We start from the raw sequence: 16,945 nt of genomic DNA, 5'->3' as shown, positions 1-16,945 counted from the left end.
CGCATATCCGTTCAGCACCACCAGTCCCGCACTATCTTTGGGGCATGACCAGCGCGACGCCGCCCGTACCGGGTGGCCCAGACTCCGCAGCCCCGGATCCCGTCAGTTCTCCCGCCGACCCCGGCGTCGGCGCCACGCTCACCCCGGGGTTCCGCGGACGTCCGCGGCCTGCGGGTGTGACGCTTCCTCCCGGGCAGTACAAGGAGGAGGGCTTCCCGGTGCTGTCCGCCGGGCCGACGCCCAACGTCGACAGCCGGACCTGGAGCTTCACCGTCACCGACGAGTCCGGCGCCGCGAAGACCTGGACGTGGGCGCAGCTGATGGCGCTGCCCCAGGAGACGCCGACGGTCGACATCCACTGCGTCACACGCTGGTCCAAGTTCGGTACCCGCTGGCGGGGTGTGTCCCTGGACGTGCTGCTGGCAGACGTCGAGTCCACCGCCGACTTCGCGATGGTGGGCTCCTACGGCGGCTACACGACCAACCTTCCGGTCGCCGACCTGCTGGGCGGCAAGGCGTGGATCGCGCACACCTATGACGGCGCGCCGCTGCACTCCGAGCACGGCGGCCCCGCGCGGCTGCTCGTGCCGCACCTGTACTTCTGGAAGTCGGCGAAGTGGGTGCGCTCGCTCACGCTCATGCCGACGGACCGGCCCGGCTTCTGGGAGAAGCTCGGCTACCACGACCTCGGTGACCCGTGGCGTGAGCAGAGGTACCAGGGTGACTGAGGCAGTGGGTGCGCGGCTCGGCCGGCGCTACGCGGTCCCGTCCGGCTGGCAGGTCGCGACCCTGTTGGAACGACGGGCCGAGAGCGCCTCCGCGGAGACCCTCGTGCTCGACGTCCCGCGATGGCCCGGTCACCAGGCCGGACAGCACCTCGACCTGCGCCTCACCGCGCCCGACGGCTACACCGCCGAGCGGTCCTACTCGCTGGCGAGCGGCCCCACGCCGTCCGGCAGCGGGGGTGTGGAGGTCACCGTCCAGCGCGTCCGGGACGGCGAGGTGTCGCCCTACCTGGTCGACGACTTCCCGCCCGGGGCCGCCATCGAGGTGCGCGGGCCCATCGGCGGATGGTTCGTCTGGGATCCGGCGCGGGACGCGGGCACACCGGTGCTGCTCCTGGCGGGCGGCTCGGGCCTGGTCCCCGTGATGTCGATGGCCCGCGCCCGCCGGCAGGCCGGCGACCGGACACCGTTCCGCCTGATCTACTCGGTGCGTACGCCGGAGGACCGGCTGTACACCGACGAGCTCGACGGGCTCGTGGCCCGCGGCGACGGGTTCGAGGCGAGCACGATCTTCACCCGGGCGGTCTCGCTGACGGCGCTGCGCGGCCCGCGCCGGCTCACCTCCTCCGAGCTGGCCTCGTGGGGCTGGCCGCCCGAGCTGGAGCCCCGGGTGTACGTGTGCGGTCCGACGGGGTTCGTCGAGGCGGTCGCCCGCATGCTCGTGGCCCAGGGACACGATCCGGCCCGGATCCGGACCGAACGGTTCGGGCCTGCGGGCAACTGATCGGCTTCTGCGCTGGTGCCCGGTCGAAGTGCGTGGTGAACGGTGCCCTGGGTGGCTGCCTGGTCATGTCAGGTGCGTGCGGGTGGGGTGTGTGACGTGCCCGTTCGGGTGCGTGAAGTGCCAGCCCTCGTCGTAGTGCATGGCGATGTTCTGCGTGTCGACGAGGTCGTGGTGGTGGTAGCAGAGCAGGGCGGCGTTGGTGGTGGAGGTCTCGCCGCCGTGCGCCCAGTGGCGTAGGGCGTGGTGGACCTCGCAGCGTGTGGGCGGTTGGTCGCACTGGCCGTAGACGCAGTGCTGGTCGCGGGCGATGACCGCCCGGCGCAGCTGCCCGGTGACCGTACGTCTGCTCCGGCCGACATCGAGGATCTGCGAGTCGGCTCCGAACACGATGCGGGTGACCTCGCTGTCGCAGGCGATGCGGCGCAGGAGCGAGGCCGGCACCGGAGCGCTCGTCTCGGTGAAGACCGCCGGGCGCTTGATGCGGGGGACGCCGCTCGGGGTGATCGGTCCGACCGGCACGGTCGGGACTGGCGCGTTCGGAGCTGCGGTGCTCGGGACTCCCGCCCCCGGACGTGTGGAGGCATCCCGGGCTGCGCTCCTGGCCGCGAGGGCCTGGAGCTCGGTCCAGGACACGGTCACGCTCAGGTGCGGGCGGACGGAGGCGCCGGTGCCGGTGCGGCCGTCGTCGAGCACGATGCGGCTCAGGTCGGCGAGGGCCTGGGCGCGGCGCTGACCGGGCGTGCGGTCGTCGGCGGCGGCCGGTGTGCCCATGACCGAGCCGATCGCCGTGGTCAGCGCCTGGCCGTGCTCCTCGGTGAGGAACCCGCTCAGGTGGTAGCCGCCCAGCGTGGGTGCGACGTCGAGGTACTCACGCTGCCTGGCCTTCGTGTAGCCGCGCTCGTCGGCGTCGGGGTCCGCGTGGCGGGCGAAGTAGCGCACCAGGCCGCGGAACCGGTCAGGCCCGTTCCGGGTCGACCAGTCCAGGAGCTGCTCCTCCCACGTCGGCGAACCTGGAGTCGTCGGTGCCCCGGAAACGGGGTCGTCGGTCGTGTCGGCAGGCGCGGACGCATCTGGATCGCAGGCCGGATCGGCAACGGGCTCGACAGTCCCCACTTCGACCGTGGCCACGTCGACGATGGGCACGTCGACGGTAGCGACGTCGACTGCCGGTGCGGCCAGGGCGTCGGTTCGGTTCGTGCTGGTGGTGGCGACATCGACCAGGGCGCGGATCTTGTCGACACCGACCCGGCCCGTCAGGGCCGCCGACAGCGTGGCGGGCAGGTGGTCGCGCAGCGCCCTGGCCGTGCGGACGTCACGTCGGGCGGTCGCCGTCTGGACGTCCTCGGTGCGGGCCAGCCAGACGGCGAAGGTGCGTGCGCCCGTCTGGGCCCACAGCCCGGCGGTCTCGATCCGGGGCAGGATCGACCAGCGCACGGCATCCATCCGTGCGCCGGCCGCGCGGAGGCGGGCGGACGCCGACACCAGGCTCGGTGTCGTCATGGACTCGCGGACGGTCGGGCGGTCGCCTGGGGTGTCCGGAGCCAGCCTCCCGGTCAGCTCGTCCAGGAGCTCGTCGAGGTCGGTCAGGACGTCCCCCAGGGCACGCGAGGTGCTCCCGCGTTGCTCTCTTGCCATGGTTCACACCACCCTCGTGCGCGATCTCGAACGGCAGGACCGGACCGGTCCGCGGCGTTGATTCATCCTATCGAACGCTCGTGCGTATCGTTCGATCAGAAAAATATCTGTGGATAACTCTTCGCGCCCGTCATGAGTCCGCCTTACGGCGCCGTCCTCCCGTTCGGGTGCCACATCGGCTGAAGGGTCGGCCCTGCTTCGGGCAGTCGGATGGGCGCGCCGTGCTCCTGGAATCCATGGCGGGAGTAGAGCCGCTGGTTCTGCGGCGTCGATGCCTCCAGGTACACCGGGAGACCCAGCTCCCGGGCCTGGTCGAGGCCGTGACGCAGCATCGCCGACCCCGCCCCCAGTCCTCGGCGTCGGCGGAGCGCGGCCATGGCCGACAGGTAGACGTGCGGTGCCCCGGGATGTCGCGCGGTGGTGGCTGCCACGACAGCCGCCAGGCGCCGCGAGACCGAGTGGTCGTCGCTGGGTCCGGTGGGACCGGCCAGGCCCGCGAGGCCGGCGGGGTCAGTGGGGCCGGCGGGGCCAGTGCGGTCAGCGGGGTCAGCGGGGCCAGTGGGATCAGCGTGATCCTCGGGCCCGGCGACCGACCTCGCGCCGTCGAGCGTGATCCACATCGACGCGGCGACCGGCTCTCCGCCGGGCGTGCACGCCACGAGGAGCTGACCGGCGTCGACGGCGGCTCGGAGCGACGTCGTGAAGAGCTCCCGGGTGCGGTCCAGACGTCGCTCGGCGACCGGTTCGACCCACGCCGACACCGCCTCGTCGGCGAAAGCCTCGACGCAGACCGCGAGCACGACGTCGAACTCCGCGGGCACGACGGGCCGGACGGTCATACGGGGCTTCGGCGTCCCCGGCTTCGACACTCCCGGCTTCGACATTTCAGGCTTCGACATTTCAGGCTTCGACATAGCTCCAGGCTCGTGCACCTCCGGCGGCGAGGCGCAGTAGTTTCGACTCACCGGCATGTGCGACGAAAGGAGCCAGGGCGTGGCGTGTGCGGAGTGCGGTCGTGACCTCGGCCCGGCAGCGGGCACCGGCCGGCCGCGCAGGTACTGCTCGCGGTCCTGCCAGTCGCGCGCCTACCGGCGTCGTCGGGACGAGGGGCGCCTTCCATCCGGCGTGCCCACCGCCCGCCTCGCAGCAGACACCCGCGGGGACGCCGACCTGCTGTCGGTCGCCATCGCGCTGGCGGACGTCGCCGGGATCGCCGCCCTCACGCTCCGCACCGTCGCGCACCGCGCCGGGGTGCCGCTCGCCCAGGCACGGCGGGCGTACGGGAGCCGGGACCGGCTGGTCGCGGCGCTGGTCCAACGGGCCCTCGCGCCGCGACGCGCCGTGGCGCCACGAGAGCACGCCGAGGCACACGTGGAGGCGCACACACGGGCCCGTCCGGAGGCGCACTCGCAGGCAACCCCGGACGCGGAGACCCCGGCAGACGTCCTCGTCCGGCTCGCCGAGCAGGAGTGGGTGGCGTACCGGGAGCACCCCTGGCTGGTCACCGTCCTCGCGAGCAGCCGTCCACCCCTCGTGCCCGCGGTGCTGGACGCGGCCCGGGCCGGCACCGAGGCGTTCGAGACGCTCGGTGCCGACCCGCCGTCGGCCCTGGGGAGGTACCTCGCGCTCAGCGGGTACGTCCAGGGCATGGCCCTCCTGCTTCTCGCCGAGCACGACGAGTCGTCGCGTTCCGGGACGGACTACCGGGCCTGGTGGGCGGCGGAGGCCCGGCGTCTCGAGCGTACCGGGGCACGACGCCGCCATCCGTGGCTCGACGTCGTGAGCGAGGGCCGGGTGCCCGAGTCGTTCGACGTCGACGCCGAGGCGTGGTTCCGCGCCGGCCTGACGCGGGTCCTCGCGGGGCTCATCGGGACCTGACCTCGCCTACTCCCCACCCCGCGCCAGCCGCGACGGCCACCAGACCTTCCGGCCGATGTCGTACGTGAGGGCCGGGACCAGCAGCGAGCGGACGAGGAACGTGTCGAGCAGCACGCCGAACGCCACGATGAAGGCGAGCTGGACCAGGAACAGCACCGGGATCACCGCCAGCGCCGTGAAGGTCGCCGCGAGAACCAGGCCCGCCGACGTGATGATGCCGCCCGTCAGCCGCAGCCCGCGCAGCACGCCCTCCCGGGTGCCGTGCACGAGCGACTCCTCGCGCACGCGGGTCATCAGGAAGATGTTGTAGTCGATCCCGAGCGCCACCAGGAACACGAACCCGAACAGCGGGACCGCAGGGTCGGCACCCGGGAAGCCCAGCACGTCGTCGAACACCAGCGCGGAGACGCCCATGGCGGTCCCGAAGGACAGCACGGTGGTCAGGACGAGCAGCACGGGTGCGAGCACCGCGCGCAGCAGCAGCATGAGGATGACCAGGATCACCACGAGCACGATCGGCACGATCACCGTGCGGTCGCGGATCGACGCCTCGTTCGTGTCCAGGTCGGTCGCGGACTCGCCGCCGACCAGGGCAGCGGGCAGCTCGTCGGCGTAGGCGGCGCGCAGGTCGCGGACGGTCTGCTCGGCGGCGAGCGAGTCCGCGGCGTCGCCGAGCGTGCCCTGGAGCAGCACCGCGCCGTCGGACACCACGGGTTCCGGAGCGGGCGAGCCGGGCGGTCCGAAGGGCTGGACGCCGTCCTCGGTCACCGGCGCGGTCGAGCTCGCGGTGTCGGCCGTGACCGCGACGTCCTCGATGCCGTCGTCCGCGAGCAGGACGTCGGCCGCGCGCTGCAGGTCCTCCTGCGGCGCGACGACGTAGACCGGGCTGCCCGAACCGGCCGGGAAGTGCTCGGCGAGCCGCTCCTGGCCGTCGCGGGCCTCGGACGACCCGAGGACCAGCTCCGACTGCGGCACGCCCGAGGCCTGGAGCTGGGTGACGCCCACGCAGCCGAGGGCGAGCATGGCCGCCGTCGTGATCCAGATGGTGCGCGGCCTGGCGCGGATGGCGCGCGAGACCCGTCCCCACAGCCCGACCTCCTCGGCGCCGGACTCCGCCGCGGCGGCGTCGTAGACGGGGCGCCGCGGCCAGAACGCGGCCCGGCCGAACGCGAGCAGCAGAGCCGGGAGCAGCGTGAGCGCGGCGAGCATCGAGAACGCGATGCCGACGGCGGCGACCGGTCCCAGCGTGCTGTTGGACCGCAGCTCGCTGAACAGCAGGCAGAGCAGGCCGGCGATGACGGTGCCTCCCGACGCCAGGATCGGCTCGAACGAGCCGCGCAGCGCGCGCAGCGTCGCCGTCCACTTGTCCGGGGTGTGCAGCAGCTCCTCGCGGAAGCGCGCCACGTACAGCAGGGCGTAGTCCGTCGCGGCGCCGATCACGAGGATGAAGAGGATGCCCTGGGTCTGCCCGCTCAGCAGCAGCACCCCCGAGCTCGCCAGGTGCCAGACCGTGAGCAGCGCGATGCACAGCGCGAACATGCTGGTGGCGAGCACGGCCAGGGGAAGCAGCAGCGACCGGTAGACGATGATCAGGATGACCAGCACCGCGGCCAGCGCCACGCCCAGCAGCAGGCCGTCGATCCCGGCGAACGCCGAGACCAGGTCGCTGGAGAAGCCCGCCGGGCCCGTGACGTACAGGTCCACGCCGGCGGGCAGGTCCTCGGCGAGGGTCTCGCGCAGCTCGGCGGTCGCCTCGCCCACGTCCGCGTCGCCGGACAGCGGCACGAAGGCCTGGGCGGCGACGCCGTCGTCCGAGGGGATGGCGGGGGAGACGTCGCCGTCCACCACGTCCAGGTCGCCGACGGCGGTCAGGCGGTCGCCGATGGTGGCGAGCTGGTCGTCGGTGAGCTCGTCCGGCGCGACGAAGACGACCAGCGCCGGGATCGCGTCGCCCTCGGTGAAGCCCGAGAGCCGCTCCTGCACCTCGGTCGCCTCGGCGGTCTCGGGCAGGTAGGCGGTGCGGTCGTTGGAGGAGACCTCGTCGATCCGGCCGAAGTACGGGCCGCCCACGGAGGCGCCCACGAGCCAGACGAGGATGAGGACGGCGGGCAGGGTCACCCGGAGCCAGCGCGGTACGCGCGAGGTGAGGGTGGTGGGGCGGGACGCGGTGCTCACGAGACGACCCGCTCAGCTCGCCACGTCGCCGGGCACGGCGACGAACAGCGGGTGGGGCGCGGGCGTGCCGGCCGGTGCGAGCCGCGGCTGGTACCCGGGCGAGCGGACGGCGACCTTGCGCAGCAGGTGCTGCCGCTCGAGGTCGAGCTGCCCGGTGGTCACGACGATCCTGCCGGCGTCGCGCGTGCTCGGGTCCAGCGGCTGGGCGATCCGCTCGGCGTCGAACCGGTAGCCGCGCCGCGTCGCCTCGTCCCGCACCCCGTGGAGGTAGCTGGAGATGGCGGCGACCGGGTCCGGGTGCGCGGAGAAGCGCTCGAGCTGGGGGTGTGCGGTGTATCCCGCAGTGCGGCCGAGCAGTACGGCCTGCGCCAGGAGCGCCTCGCGCCAGCAGGCGACGAGCCCCTGGCGGTCGAGCAGTGCGGGATCGAGCGACCAGAGCCTCATGGGCGTCGTCGGCTCCTTCTGTGAGGTGTGGGTGCCCGCTCCCCGCGACGGGCGCGGGAAGGGGGTACGGGGCACAGGCATGCCAGGGACGGCCAGATTTAGCTAGCCAGGCTATATTCAAGTGTATGACGCAGTATGTGCAGGGGTAAAATCCGAGCGTGGAGCCTGAACCCGTGCCGGATACCGAGTCCCAGCCGTCGATGCTGGACCCCCGAGTCATGGACCCGGACGAGGAGATCGTGCACCGGGCCGGCATGGACGAGCGGGACGTCGACCAGGTCGTGCGCGTCCTGGAGGCCCTGCGCGGGTGGCACGAGACCGAGCGCCGCATGAGCGAGGCGTCGCGTCGGTACATGAAGCTCGGCGAGACCGACATGCGTGCCCTGCGCTTCATCATCGCCATGCAGAACCACGGGCGCATCGTGACGCCGGGCGCGATCGCCGAGCACCTGGGCATCACCACGGCCTCGACCACCAAGCTGATCGACCGGCTCGCCGCGGGCGGCCACGTGCACCGGTTCCCTCACCCGTCCGACCGGCGCAGCCTCGCGATCGAGGTGTCTGTCGAGACGCGGCGGGCGGCGCGGGAGACCGTGGGGCGCAGCCACGCCCGGCGGTTCGACGCCGCGGCGCGGCTGACGCCCAAGGAGCGGGAGATCGTCGCGCGGTTCCTGGACGACCTGGCGAGCACGGAGCACGAGCCGGGCTAGCGCCCGGCCCGTCCTCACGCCGCGCTTCCTCACACCTCCAGCAGCACCCGGACGTCCCACGGGCCGAGCTCGAGCCGCTCGCCCTCGGCCAGCTCCTCGCCGGTGAGCAGGTCGCGGACCGCGCCCGGCAGCACGAAGACGCTCGGGTCCCAGGACCACGAGTGCACGAACCGCACCCGCTCGCCCGCCGGGTTCCGCGCGCCGGTCACGGTCTGCGACGGCGCCTGGGGGCGCCACCGCGGCTCGGGGTTCGCACCCGGCCCTTCCTGGACCGCCGGACCGCTGTGCCGTGCCACCCAGGCGAGCACCGCCCGGGCCAGCGCCGGGTCGGGCACCGTGCCGACCGTGGTGACGCGGCCCGCGCCGTGCGCCCGGGTGGTGACGGCGGGCCAGCGGCCGAAGTGCGGGTGCTCGTAGCCGACCAGCACCTCGGCGTCCAGGACCTGCAGCCCGTCGACCCAGCTCGTCGCGTGCGCGCCGGCAAGGGCATCGTCGGGGGCCCCGTCCGGGGCGGCGTCGGCCACGTCGAATCCTTCCGCCGCGTGCACGGACAGCGGCGCGTCGATCGTGGCGAACTCGTCGTAGAAGACGCCGGCCGCGGCGCTCAGGTGCGCAGGCTTGCGCTCCGCCCGGGCGCGGGCCTCCTCGTCCTCGTACCCGGTGCGGATGCCCAGCACGAGGTGACCGCCCGCCGCGGCGTAGCGCTCCAGCCACTGCAGCCAGGCGTCGTCGGCGATCGTGACGCCCGCCGCGACCAGCACCGGCAGCTCGCGTGCGGCGTCCTCGGGGGTGGCGTCGGTGAGCTGGGCGTCGTGCACGAGCCGCGCCTGCAGCCCGGCGTCGAACGCCCCGCGGTAGAAGGAGTCGAAGATCCGGTGCCAGCCGCGCGGGTCCGGGCCGGCGCCGCCGCCGAGCTGCGGGAACTCGGCCAGCGACCACTTGCTGGGGTTGGACCAGACCAGGGCGACGTCGGCGTCCGGCGTCAGGTTCGCCACCGTGGCGCCGGCCTTGCGGAGCTCGGCGCCGAGCTCCGCGACCTGCCGGTAGACCCGTCCCGGCTCCAGCGAGTGCGGCAGCACGCCGCCCCAGTACGTCTCGGTGCCATAGGGGAGCGTGTGCCAGTGCCAGTACTCGATCATGGTCGCGCCGCGCGAGACCAGCGCCCAGGCCGCCTGGCGCCACTGGCCGTCGTAGGCGGGCTCGTTCAGCCACGGCCCGCCGATCGCCTGCGCGTTGGTCTCCGTGACGAGGAACGGCGCCTGCTTCGAGGCGTACATGCGGTCCGCGGTGGCATACAGCGACCAGGTCCCCGTGGTCATCCAGGCCTGGTCGTCGCCGACGCTCGGGGGCAGGGCGAGGTGGTCGCGCATGCGGTAGTACGGGTTGCCGGCGGTCACGTCCAGCTCGCGGGTGAGCGCGTCGTCCTGCACGCCCGGGCGCTCGTACGAGATGCACGTGGTGACGAACTGGTCCTCGCGCGCGTACTCGCGCACGACGTCGGCCTGCCAGCCGATGAAATCCGTGGTGAGCTGCGCCTGGAACCTGCGCCAGGCGAGCGCGTACTGGGGCTGCGCGTTGCCGGACGGCGTCCAGAGGTCCGCCCAGGACGACAGCCGGTGCGACCAGTACGTCAGGCCCCACTCGTCGTTCAGCCGCTCGACCGAGCCGTACCTGCCGCGCAGGTGGTCGACGAACCGCTCGAAGACCTGCCGGTTGTGGAAGATCTCGTTGCCCGGCTCGTTGTCCACCTGGAAGCCGACGACGGCGGGGTGCGCCGCGTACCGCGCGACGACGGCGCGGATGACCCGCTCGGCGTGGAACAGGAACGCCGGGTGCGTGTAGTCGATCTCCTGGCGCGCACCCCAGCCCATCGCCCGGCCGTCCGCGCGGACGACGTTGATCTCCGGGTGGAGCCGCGCCAGCCACATCGGCACCGCGTAGGTGGGCGTGCCGAGCACCACCCTGATGCCGCGCTCGTGCGCGCCGTCGAGCACGGGCTGGAGCCAGTCGAGGTCGAAGCGCCCGTTCTCCGGCTCCCACGTGGACCAGACCGACTCGCCGACCCGGATCACCGAGAACCCGGCCTCGACCATGAGGTCCAGGTCCTTCTCCAGCCGGTTCGAGAGCCGGTCCTCGGGCCGGTGGTACTCGGGGTAGTACGCGGCGCCGAACAGGACGCCGTCGGTCAGGTGGTGCAGGGGGCTCATGACGGCCTCTCGGGTCTGTGCGGGTTCTCGGTCGGAGTGCTCTGGGGTGGAGTGCTCTGGGGTGGCGTGCTCTGGGGTGGCGTGCTCTCGGGCGGCGGCGCCGTGCTCTCCCGGACCACGAGCTGGGTGGGGACCAGCCGCTGCCGCTCCGCGGGCGGCCTGCCCTCGACGGCGCGCACCAGGCGGTGCACGGCCAGGCGGGTGACCTCGGCGAAGTCCTGGCGCACGGTCGTCAGGGGAGTGGACAGGTACTCGGCCTCCGGCGCGTCGTCGAAGCCCACGACGCTGACGTCGTGCGGCACCCGCAGCCCGGCCCGCTCGACGGCCCGGATGGCGCCGATCGCCATGTGGTCGTTGGCGGCGAAGATCGCCGTGACGGGTGTGCCGGTGCGGGCGTCGGAGTCGGAGTCGGCGCTGGCGTCGGTGCCGGCGTCGCCGTGGGAGCGGGCGCGGCGCAGCAGCTCGGTGGTCGCCTCGTACCCGGACCGGGGACTCCAGTCGCCGTGCACCACCGGCGGCGCGGTGACGCCGGCGTCGGCCAGCGCGCCGCGCCAGCCGGCGATCCGGCGTGCGGTGGCCGACCAGCCCGCGGTGCCCGCGACGTGGTGCACGGTGCGGTGCCCGAGCGAAAGCAGGTGCTCGGTGGCGGCGCGGGCCCCGGCCAGCTCGTCGGCGCCCAGCACCAGCTCGTCGGGCCCGGCGGCGCTGGAGCCCGCGGCGCCGGGTCCCGCGGTGCCGGAGCCCGCGGTGCCGGAGCCGGTCGCCCCGGCGGAATCGGCCGCGGTCGTCGGCGAGTCGAAGGTGAGCACCGGCAGCCCGCCCGGCAGGCGCAGCTCCGGGTGCCCCAGGTCGATCGGCTCGGAGAGGATGAGGCCGGCGACGTCCTGGGCGACGAGCTCGTCGATCGCGGCCTGCAGGTCGGCGACGCCGCCGCCCTGCGTGCGCGCGACGCTCAGGTGGTAGCCGGAGCCTCGCAGGGCGGCGTCGACTCCCTCCAGGATCTGCGTCGGACCGTACAGCGCGGTGCCCATCGTGACCATGCCGATGCGCTGGTTCCGGCGGGTGACCAGGGCGCGGGCCGCCGCGTTCGGGCGGAAGCCGAGCTCCTCGATCACGGCCTGGACCCGCGCGCGGATCGCGTCCGCCACGTGGGGCTCACCGTTGACCACGCGCGAGACCGTCTTCTGCGAGACGCCGGCGCGGCGGGCGACGTCCGTCATCGACACGCGCTGCGACACGCGCTGTGCGGCACCCATGGACCAGCTCCCTCGCTGTGCTCGGACGGTGTCACGACCGGGCCCCGACGTGTCTCCGGGACCCGGCACCCGATCGTGCCCTGCCCTGGGTCGATCACGGACTGACTGCGTAGTCAACGGGCCCGAGCGAACCACGCCCTGACTACGTAGTCAAGACCTCGGCCGCCGTCGTGCCGGGCGTCGTCGCACCGGGCGCCCGCCCAGCCACGAGTAGCCGACGGCGGTGACGGCTACCGCGCAGAAGATCCCGGCCGGCGCGACGGTCCCGGTCAGCAGTACGGCGGCGACGAGCGCGGCGCTCGCGGCGGCGAGCTCGGGCCGTCGTCGGCGGAGGCTGGAACGCAGGCCTGGGTCGGCATTCTCCTTGGGCGTGACCACGAACCGGGCGCCGTTCCCCGCGGCGACCCGCAGGACGGCGCGCAGCGCCACGACGGCCACGGACGCGTAGAGCGCGGCGCCCCGCACGAGGAACGAGATCGCGGCCAGCGTGGAGCCCACGACGGACGCCGCCACGGAGGTCACGGTCGACAGCCGGTGCGACCGGCCCCGCAGCCGGCCCTGCGACCGGCCCTGCCATCGGCCCTGCCTCCTGTCCCGCCCCCGCATCCGGCGGAGCGCCTCCGGCAGCAGCGGCACCGCGCCGAGGATCCCGAGCGAGGCGCCGAGCGGAAGGGGCAGGCCCGGCGCCCGGCCCGCACCCCCGCCGGCTGCCGCCGCCAGCGCGAGCGCGAGCGGGAACAGCGAGACCGTCATCGCGGCGCCCACGAGCGGGGAGGCGAGGTCGACGAACACATCCAGCCGTCGCGCGGGGCGCAGCCGGGAGTCGAACAGCAGCCCGCCCTTGCGGCCGAGGAGCTGCATGGCGCCCTCCGTGAACTTGCCGAGCTGGGTGGTGAACGCCGTGTAGTCCGTGGGGGCGTCCTCGACGGAGACGAGGTCCGGCACGTACCGGACCGTGTACCCGCGCGCGGCGAGCTCCAGGGTCAGCGCGGCGTCCTCGGCGACGACCTCGGGAAAGCCGCCGGCCGCGCGCAGGGCACCGACGTCGAGCAGGGCCCCGCGACCGGCGAACGTGGCGATGCCGAGCGCGGAACGGCCCGCCGACATCGCGCGCAGGTGGGCGTCGAACATCCCGCGGAAGTCGCGGACGAACCGGGTGCCGCCGCGCCGCGAGCGGATCTCGCCCTGCACCACGGCCACGCCGCGGTAGGCGCGGAGGTGGCGTAGCGCGGTGCCGACGAAGTCGGGGCCGATCTCCTGGTCGGCGTCCAGGATCACGACGGCGTCCACGCCGTCGGCATGGTTGCGCAGGTAGTTGTTGAGGTTCCCGGCCTTGAAACCTCGCCGGTCCGCCCGCCGCACGATCTCGACAGAGCCCGGCGCGCAGCCCGCGGCGAAGGCGTCGACCGCGGCCCGCGCCGCGCCGGTGCGAGAGTCGTCCAGGATCACCGTCCGGACCCGGCGGTGGGACTGCCGCATGCTCCGCCGCACCACGTCGGCCCGGAAGTCGTCCGCCGTCGGGTACAGCAGGGCGACGACGGAGTCGAGGTCGGGTCGCGTGGCCCGGGCCCGCGACCCGACGGACGGGTGCCGGCGCCGGCACGAGGCGAGCAGGACCAGGGCGGCCCGCGCGCCGACCAGCCAGGCAGCGGCGATCGCGCCGGCGGCCGGCGGCGTCGTCATCCACAGTGCCGGGGTCGACGGCGGGGCGGCCGCGGCGAGCGCGAGCCATGCGAGCGCGGCAAGCCCACCCCAGGCCAGCGTGAGCGACAGCGCGGGCAGGACGGCGGAGGACGTGCCCGCCGGAGCGGCCGGACGGGGACGCGGAGGGGGGCCATCGGGGCCCGTGATCACCATGCCTCCCATCCCACCGGCGGCGATCTCGCTGGTCACGGGCGTGCGAGTGACGCCGGGGGTAGACCAGGCCCTACCTCGGGGGTCCACTGCGCACCCTCTCCGGCCGGAACCTCCGGCGGTACCGTGATGACGTGCGCCGACCCGACAGCCTCGCCCTCGCCCTGCGCCGGCCCGGCTACCTGGTGTCCGCGTGGCTGCCCCGGGCCTGGCTGTTCACCCTCACGAGCGCGCTGATCACGGGGCCCTTCGTGATCCTGATCTTCAGCGGCCTCCTGCAGTCGCAGTCGCTGTACGCCCTGGTCGCCCTCCTGGTGGTCGTCACGCTGGCGTGCAGCACCCTGATCGCCCGGCTCGACCGGTTCCGCGTCTCCCTGCTCGGGCAGGACCGCATCGCCGACCCGCACGGGCCGGCGGGCGGGAACAGGTCCGGTTGGCACGGAGCGGGCGGGGGCGGGCCGGACCGGGTCCGGCTGCGCCTCGGCGAGGCGGCGACCTGGCGCGAGGTGCTCTACGTGGCGGCCTGCCTCGCCGTCGGCTGGGCCTGCGCCGGGGCGCACCTTCTCGTCGTCGCGGCGGTGACGGCCGCGGTGACGATCCCGGAACGGGTGGTCGCGGGGGATCCTGTCTGGGACACGAACCCGGCGGGCGTGGTGCTCGGTTTCGGCGTGGCCGTGGTGGGCCTCCCGGCGCTGGGCTACGCGGTCGGGCTGCTCGCGCTGGCCCAGGCTGCGCTGGCGCGTTCCCTCCTCGCGCCACGCGGTGACGAGCTGCGTCGTCAGATCGCGCGCCTCACGGCGTCGCGGGCGAACCTGGTCCGGTCGTTCGAGGGCGACCTGCGACGCATCGAACGTGATCTGCACGACGGTGCCCAGCAGAAGCTGGTGACCCTCGCGATCGCCCTCGGCTCCGCGGAGCTGGACCTCGCGGAGCTCGACGCCGCCGAGCTGGCCCGGGCGGGCGTCGACGTCGCCTGGCTGCGGGCCCACCTCGACCGGGCGCACGACCTCGCCGAGGCCGCGCTCGACGACCTGCGCTCCACGGTCCGCGCGATCCACCCGCGGGTGCTCGCCGACCACGGGCTCACCCCCGCCGTGCACGAGCTGACGTCACGCATGCACGTCCCGGTGACGCTGGCGAGCACGGTGGAGGGCCGGTTCGACGCCGAGGTCGAGCTGTGCGCCTACTTCGTGGTCAGCGAGGCCCTGACGAACGTCGCGCGCCACAGCCGGGCGCTCGGCGCCGGTGTCGAGGTGGCGCGGGACGGCGACGTCCTGACCGTCCGGGTCCACGACGACGGCGTGGGCGGCGCGGACCCGCGCGCCGGGACCGGGCTCGCCGGCCTGCGCGAGCGTGCCGAGGCGGCCGGCGGGAACCTGACGGTGACGAGCCCGGACGGCGGTCCGACGACGATCACCCTGCTCCTGCCGGCTCGTGCGGCCGCCGTCGGGCCGGGCGATCTTGCCGAGCCCCGCGGGGTGGCCTGACGTGCGGGTCGTGCTGGCGGAGGACTCGGTGCTGCTGCGGGACGGGTTGGTCTCGTTGCTCGAACGCGTGGGGCACGAGGTGGTGCACGTGACGGGCGACGCCGACGAGCTCGTGCGGCTGGTCCTCGCCGACGGCGCGCACGGCGAGCTGCCCGACCTGGTGATCACGGACGTCCGGATGCCGCCCCGGCTGGAGAACGACGGCATCGACGCGGCGGTCGAGCTCCGGCGGCACTTCCCGGCGCTGCCCGTCGTCCTGCTCTCGCAGTACGTCGCCGACGCCTACGCGCGGGACCTGCTCGCGGGCTCCTCCGGCGGGATCGGCTACCTGCTCAAGGACCGCATCGGGCGCGTGAGCGACGTCATGACGTCGCTGGAGGTCGTCGCGTCGGGCGGCACGGTGATCGACCCGCAGATCGTCCGGTCGCTGCTCGACCGGCGCGCGTCCCCGCTCGATGCCCTGACGCCCCGCGAGCGGGAGGTGCTCGCGCTCATGGCCGAGGGCCGCTCGAACCCGGAGATCGCCGCGCGGCTCGTGGTGAGCGACGCCGCGGTGGCCAAGCACATCGGCAACGTGTTCGCCAAGCTCGGCCTCACCGTCGACGAGACCGGGCACCGCCGGGTGCGGGCCGTGCTCGCGTACCTGCGCGGCTGAGCGGGAGCGTCCGCCGGATGGCGGATGATCGGCACGAGGTGTGCGCCGTTCGGCGGATGTCCTCGCGGGTCCGGGCGTCAAGACTGGTCGCAGCGCTGCGGGGCCGCAGCCACACCGCTGAACGAGGGAGTTCACATGACCGAGACCGTCAGGAGGCCGCCGTTCGATCCTGAGCTCGAGGCCGTGCTTACCCTGCTCTCCGACCAGATGCCGCCGAGCATCACGCCCGAGATGATCCCGCTGCTGCGTCAGGCCGCGCCCGCGTCCGAGGTCAGCGTTGACGACGTGCTCGCCGCGGCCGGGATCGTGCGCCGCGACGTCACCGTTCCGGGGCACGACGGCGACGAGATCGAGGTGAGCGTGCTGAGCCGGCAGGGCCGGACCGGCGTCGGCCCGGGGATCTTCCACACCCACGGAGGAGGGATGATCATGGGCGACCGGTTCGTGGGGCTCGACCTGCTCCTGGGCTGGATCAACGACCTCGACGCGGTCGTGGTCACGGTGGAGTACCGCCTCGCACCCGAGTTCCCCGACCCGTACCCCGTCCGGGACTGCTATGCGGGTCTCGTGTGGACCGCCGAGCACGCCGCCGAGCTGGGCATCGACCCCGACCGCCTGCTCATCGCCGGAGGAAGCGCCGGGGGCGGCCTCGCCGCGGGCACCGCGCTGATCGCCCGGGACGAGGGCGGTCCCGCGCTCGCGGGCCAGGTGCTGATCTACCCCATGCTCGACGACCGCGACCGGACGGTCTCGACCACGCAGATGGACGGGATCGGCGTGTGGGACCGCAGCTCGAACATCACGGGGTGGTCGGCCCTGCTGGGCGACCGGCGCGGCACGGACGACGTCTCGGTCTACGCCGCTCCTGCCCGGGCGACCGACCTGACCGGCCTGCCGCCGGCGTTCATCGACTGCGGCAGCGCGGAGGTCTTCCGGGACGAGGACGTCGCCTACGCCTCCGCGCTCTGGGCGGCGGGCGTGCAGGCGGAGCTGCACGTGTGGCCCGGCGGGTTCCACGGGTTCGACATCATGGCCCCGCACACCGTCCTGGCCAAGGCGATGCGCACGGCCCGGGACTCCTGGATCGCGCGCACGCTCGGCGTCTGACGACGGTCTCCCGCGGTGCGCCTCCCGC

General features: G+C 73.9%; 14 protein-coding genes. 7 read left to right on the top strand and 7 right to left on the bottom strand.

Features of this window, described 5'->3' with window-relative positions:
* Window positions 1-44 precede the first annotated feature (44 nt).
* Entirely contained in the window at window positions 45-728 is a 684-nt protein-coding gene (locus QRN56_RS20225; RefSeq protein ID WP_285106245.1) for a sulfite oxidase-like oxidoreductase, read from the top strand.
* Complete coding sequence (locus QRN56_RS20220) at window positions 721-1,509, top strand: ferredoxin reductase (protein WP_285106243.1); 789 nt, start codon at window positions 721-723, stop codon at window positions 1,507-1,509. Before QRN56_RS20225 ends, QRN56_RS20220 begins: the two co-directional genes overlap by 8 nt.
* Window positions 1,510-1,572: 63 nt before the next feature.
* Here QRN56_RS20220 and QRN56_RS20215 read toward each other — a convergent pair whose 3' ends face one another.
* Window positions 1,573-3,144 carry an HNH endonuclease signature motif containing protein gene (locus QRN56_RS20215; protein WP_285106241.1) on the bottom strand — a complete coding sequence of 524 codons (1,572 nt, stop codon included), beginning with the start codon at window positions 3,142-3,144 and terminating at the stop codon, window positions 1,573-1,575.
* A gap of 143 nt (window positions 3,145-3,287) precedes the next feature.
* Window positions 3,288-3,983: a GNAT family N-acetyltransferase gene (locus tag QRN56_RS20210; protein WP_285106240.1), complete on the bottom strand. Its 696-nt coding sequence runs from the start codon at window positions 3,981-3,983 to the stop codon at window positions 3,288-3,290.
* 286 nt (window positions 3,984-4,269) lie between these two features.
* On the opposite strand from QRN56_RS20210, the gene QRN56_RS20205 reads away from it, so the two are divergent.
* Window positions 4,270-5,022 (top strand): TetR/AcrR family transcriptional regulator, encoded by a 753-nt coding sequence (locus QRN56_RS20205; protein ID WP_285106239.1) that lies wholly within the window; start codon window positions 4,270-4,272, stop codon window positions 5,020-5,022.
* Between the two features lie 6 nt (window positions 5,023-5,028).
* Here the strand turns inward: QRN56_RS20205 and QRN56_RS20200 are convergent, their stop codons facing one another.
* Together QRN56_RS20200 and QRN56_RS20195 are read right to left on the bottom strand one after the other, a co-directional pair.
* Complete coding sequence (locus QRN56_RS20200; RefSeq protein WP_285106238.1) at window positions 5,029-7,197, bottom strand: MMPL family transporter; 2,169 nt, start codon at window positions 7,195-7,197, stop codon at window positions 5,029-5,031.
* A gap of 12 nt (window positions 7,198-7,209) precedes the next feature.
* Window positions 7,210-7,641 carry a pyrimidine dimer DNA glycosylase/endonuclease V gene (locus tag QRN56_RS20195; RefSeq protein ID WP_285106236.1) on the bottom strand — a complete coding sequence of 144 codons (432 nt, stop codon included), beginning with the start codon at window positions 7,639-7,641 and terminating at the stop codon, window positions 7,210-7,212.
* A gap of 158 nt (window positions 7,642-7,799) precedes the next feature.
* Here QRN56_RS20195 and QRN56_RS20190 point away from each other — a divergent pair, with 158 nt between their 5' ends.
* Window positions 7,800-8,351, top strand: a complete 552-nt coding sequence (locus QRN56_RS20190; RefSeq protein WP_285106234.1) for a MarR family winged helix-turn-helix transcriptional regulator — start codon at window positions 7,800-7,802, stop codon at window positions 8,349-8,351.
* 29 nt (window positions 8,352-8,380) lie between these two features.
* On the opposite strand, the gene QRN56_RS20185 is transcribed toward QRN56_RS20190, so the two are convergent.
* The 3 genes from QRN56_RS20185 to QRN56_RS20175 form a co-directional block, all read right to left on the bottom strand.
* Window positions 8,381-10,558: a beta-galactosidase gene (locus tag QRN56_RS20185; protein WP_285106232.1), complete on the bottom strand. Its 2,178-nt coding sequence runs from the start codon at window positions 10,556-10,558 to the stop codon at window positions 8,381-8,383.
* Entirely contained in the window at window positions 10,555-11,814 is a 1,260-nt protein-coding gene (locus QRN56_RS20180; protein WP_285106231.1) for a LacI family DNA-binding transcriptional regulator, read from the bottom strand. The genes QRN56_RS20185 and QRN56_RS20180 overlap by 4 nt, the downstream gene beginning before the upstream one ends.
* A 150-nt stretch (window positions 11,815-11,964) precedes the next feature.
* On the bottom strand, window positions 11,965-13,671 hold the full coding sequence (locus QRN56_RS20175) for a glycosyltransferase family 2 protein (RefSeq protein ID WP_285106230.1): 1,707 nt from the start codon (window positions 13,669-13,671) through the stop codon (window positions 11,965-11,967).
* Window positions 13,672-13,802: 131 nt separating this feature from the next.
* Here QRN56_RS20175 and QRN56_RS20170 point away from each other — a divergent pair, with 131 nt between their 5' ends.
* The 3 genes from QRN56_RS20170 to QRN56_RS20160 all read left to right on the top strand — a co-directional run bounded on the left by QRN56_RS20170 (window position 13,803) and on the right by QRN56_RS20160 (window position 16,917).
* Window positions 13,803-15,155: a sensor histidine kinase gene (locus QRN56_RS20170; RefSeq protein WP_285106228.1), complete on the top strand. Its 1,353-nt coding sequence runs from the start codon at window positions 13,803-13,805 to the stop codon at window positions 15,153-15,155.
* Between the two features lies 1 nt (window position 15,156).
* A complete protein-coding gene (locus tag QRN56_RS20165) occupies window positions 15,157-15,810 on the top strand; it encodes a LuxR C-terminal-related transcriptional regulator (protein WP_285106226.1) in 654 nt (217 codons plus the stop codon).
* 135 nt (window positions 15,811-15,945) lie between these two features.
* Window positions 15,946-16,917, top strand: a complete 972-nt coding sequence (locus tag QRN56_RS20160; protein ID WP_285106224.1) for an alpha/beta hydrolase — start codon at window positions 15,946-15,948, stop codon at window positions 16,915-16,917.
* Window positions 16,918-16,945 lie beyond the last annotated feature (28 nt).

This window comes from Promicromonospora sp. MEB111 (genome assembly GCF_030209445.1).
Taxonomy (GTDB): Bacteria; Actinomycetota; Actinomycetes; order Actinomycetales; family Cellulomonadaceae; genus Promicromonospora.
Note: the sequence above shows the minus strand (reverse complement) of the source record. Positions and strands in the feature narration are given on the sequence as shown.

Bases quoted from the DNA above. Each gene is read 5' to 3' on its own strand.
- QRN56_RS20225 (WP_285106245.1), top strand. From the start codon at position 45: ATGACCAGCGCGACGCCGCCCGTACCGGGTGGCCCAGACTCCGCAGCC.
- QRN56_RS20215 (WP_285106241.1), bottom strand. From the start codon at position 3,144: ATGGCAAGAGAGCAACGCGGGAGCACCTCGCGTGCCCTGGGGGACGTC.
- QRN56_RS20210 (WP_285106240.1), bottom strand. From the start codon at position 3,983: ATGACCGTCCGGCCCGTCGTGCCCGCGGAGTTCGACGTCGTGCTCGCG.
- QRN56_RS20195 (WP_285106236.1), bottom strand. From the start codon at position 7,641: ATGAGGCTCTGGTCGCTCGATCCCGCACTGCTCGACCGCCAGGGGCTC.
- QRN56_RS20185 (WP_285106232.1), bottom strand. From the start codon at position 10,558: ATGAGCCCCCTGCACCACCTGACCGACGGCGTCCTGTTCGGCGCCGCG.
- QRN56_RS20180 (WP_285106231.1), bottom strand. From the start codon at position 11,814: ATGGGTGCCGCACAGCGCGTGTCGCAGCGCGTGTCGATGACGGACGTC.
- QRN56_RS20175 (WP_285106230.1), bottom strand. From the start codon at position 13,671: ATGGTGATCACGGGCCCCGATGGCCCCCCTCCGCGTCCCCGTCCGGCC.
- QRN56_RS20160 (WP_285106224.1), top strand. From the start codon at position 15,946: ATGACCGAGACCGTCAGGAGGCCGCCGTTCGATCCTGAGCTCGAGGCC.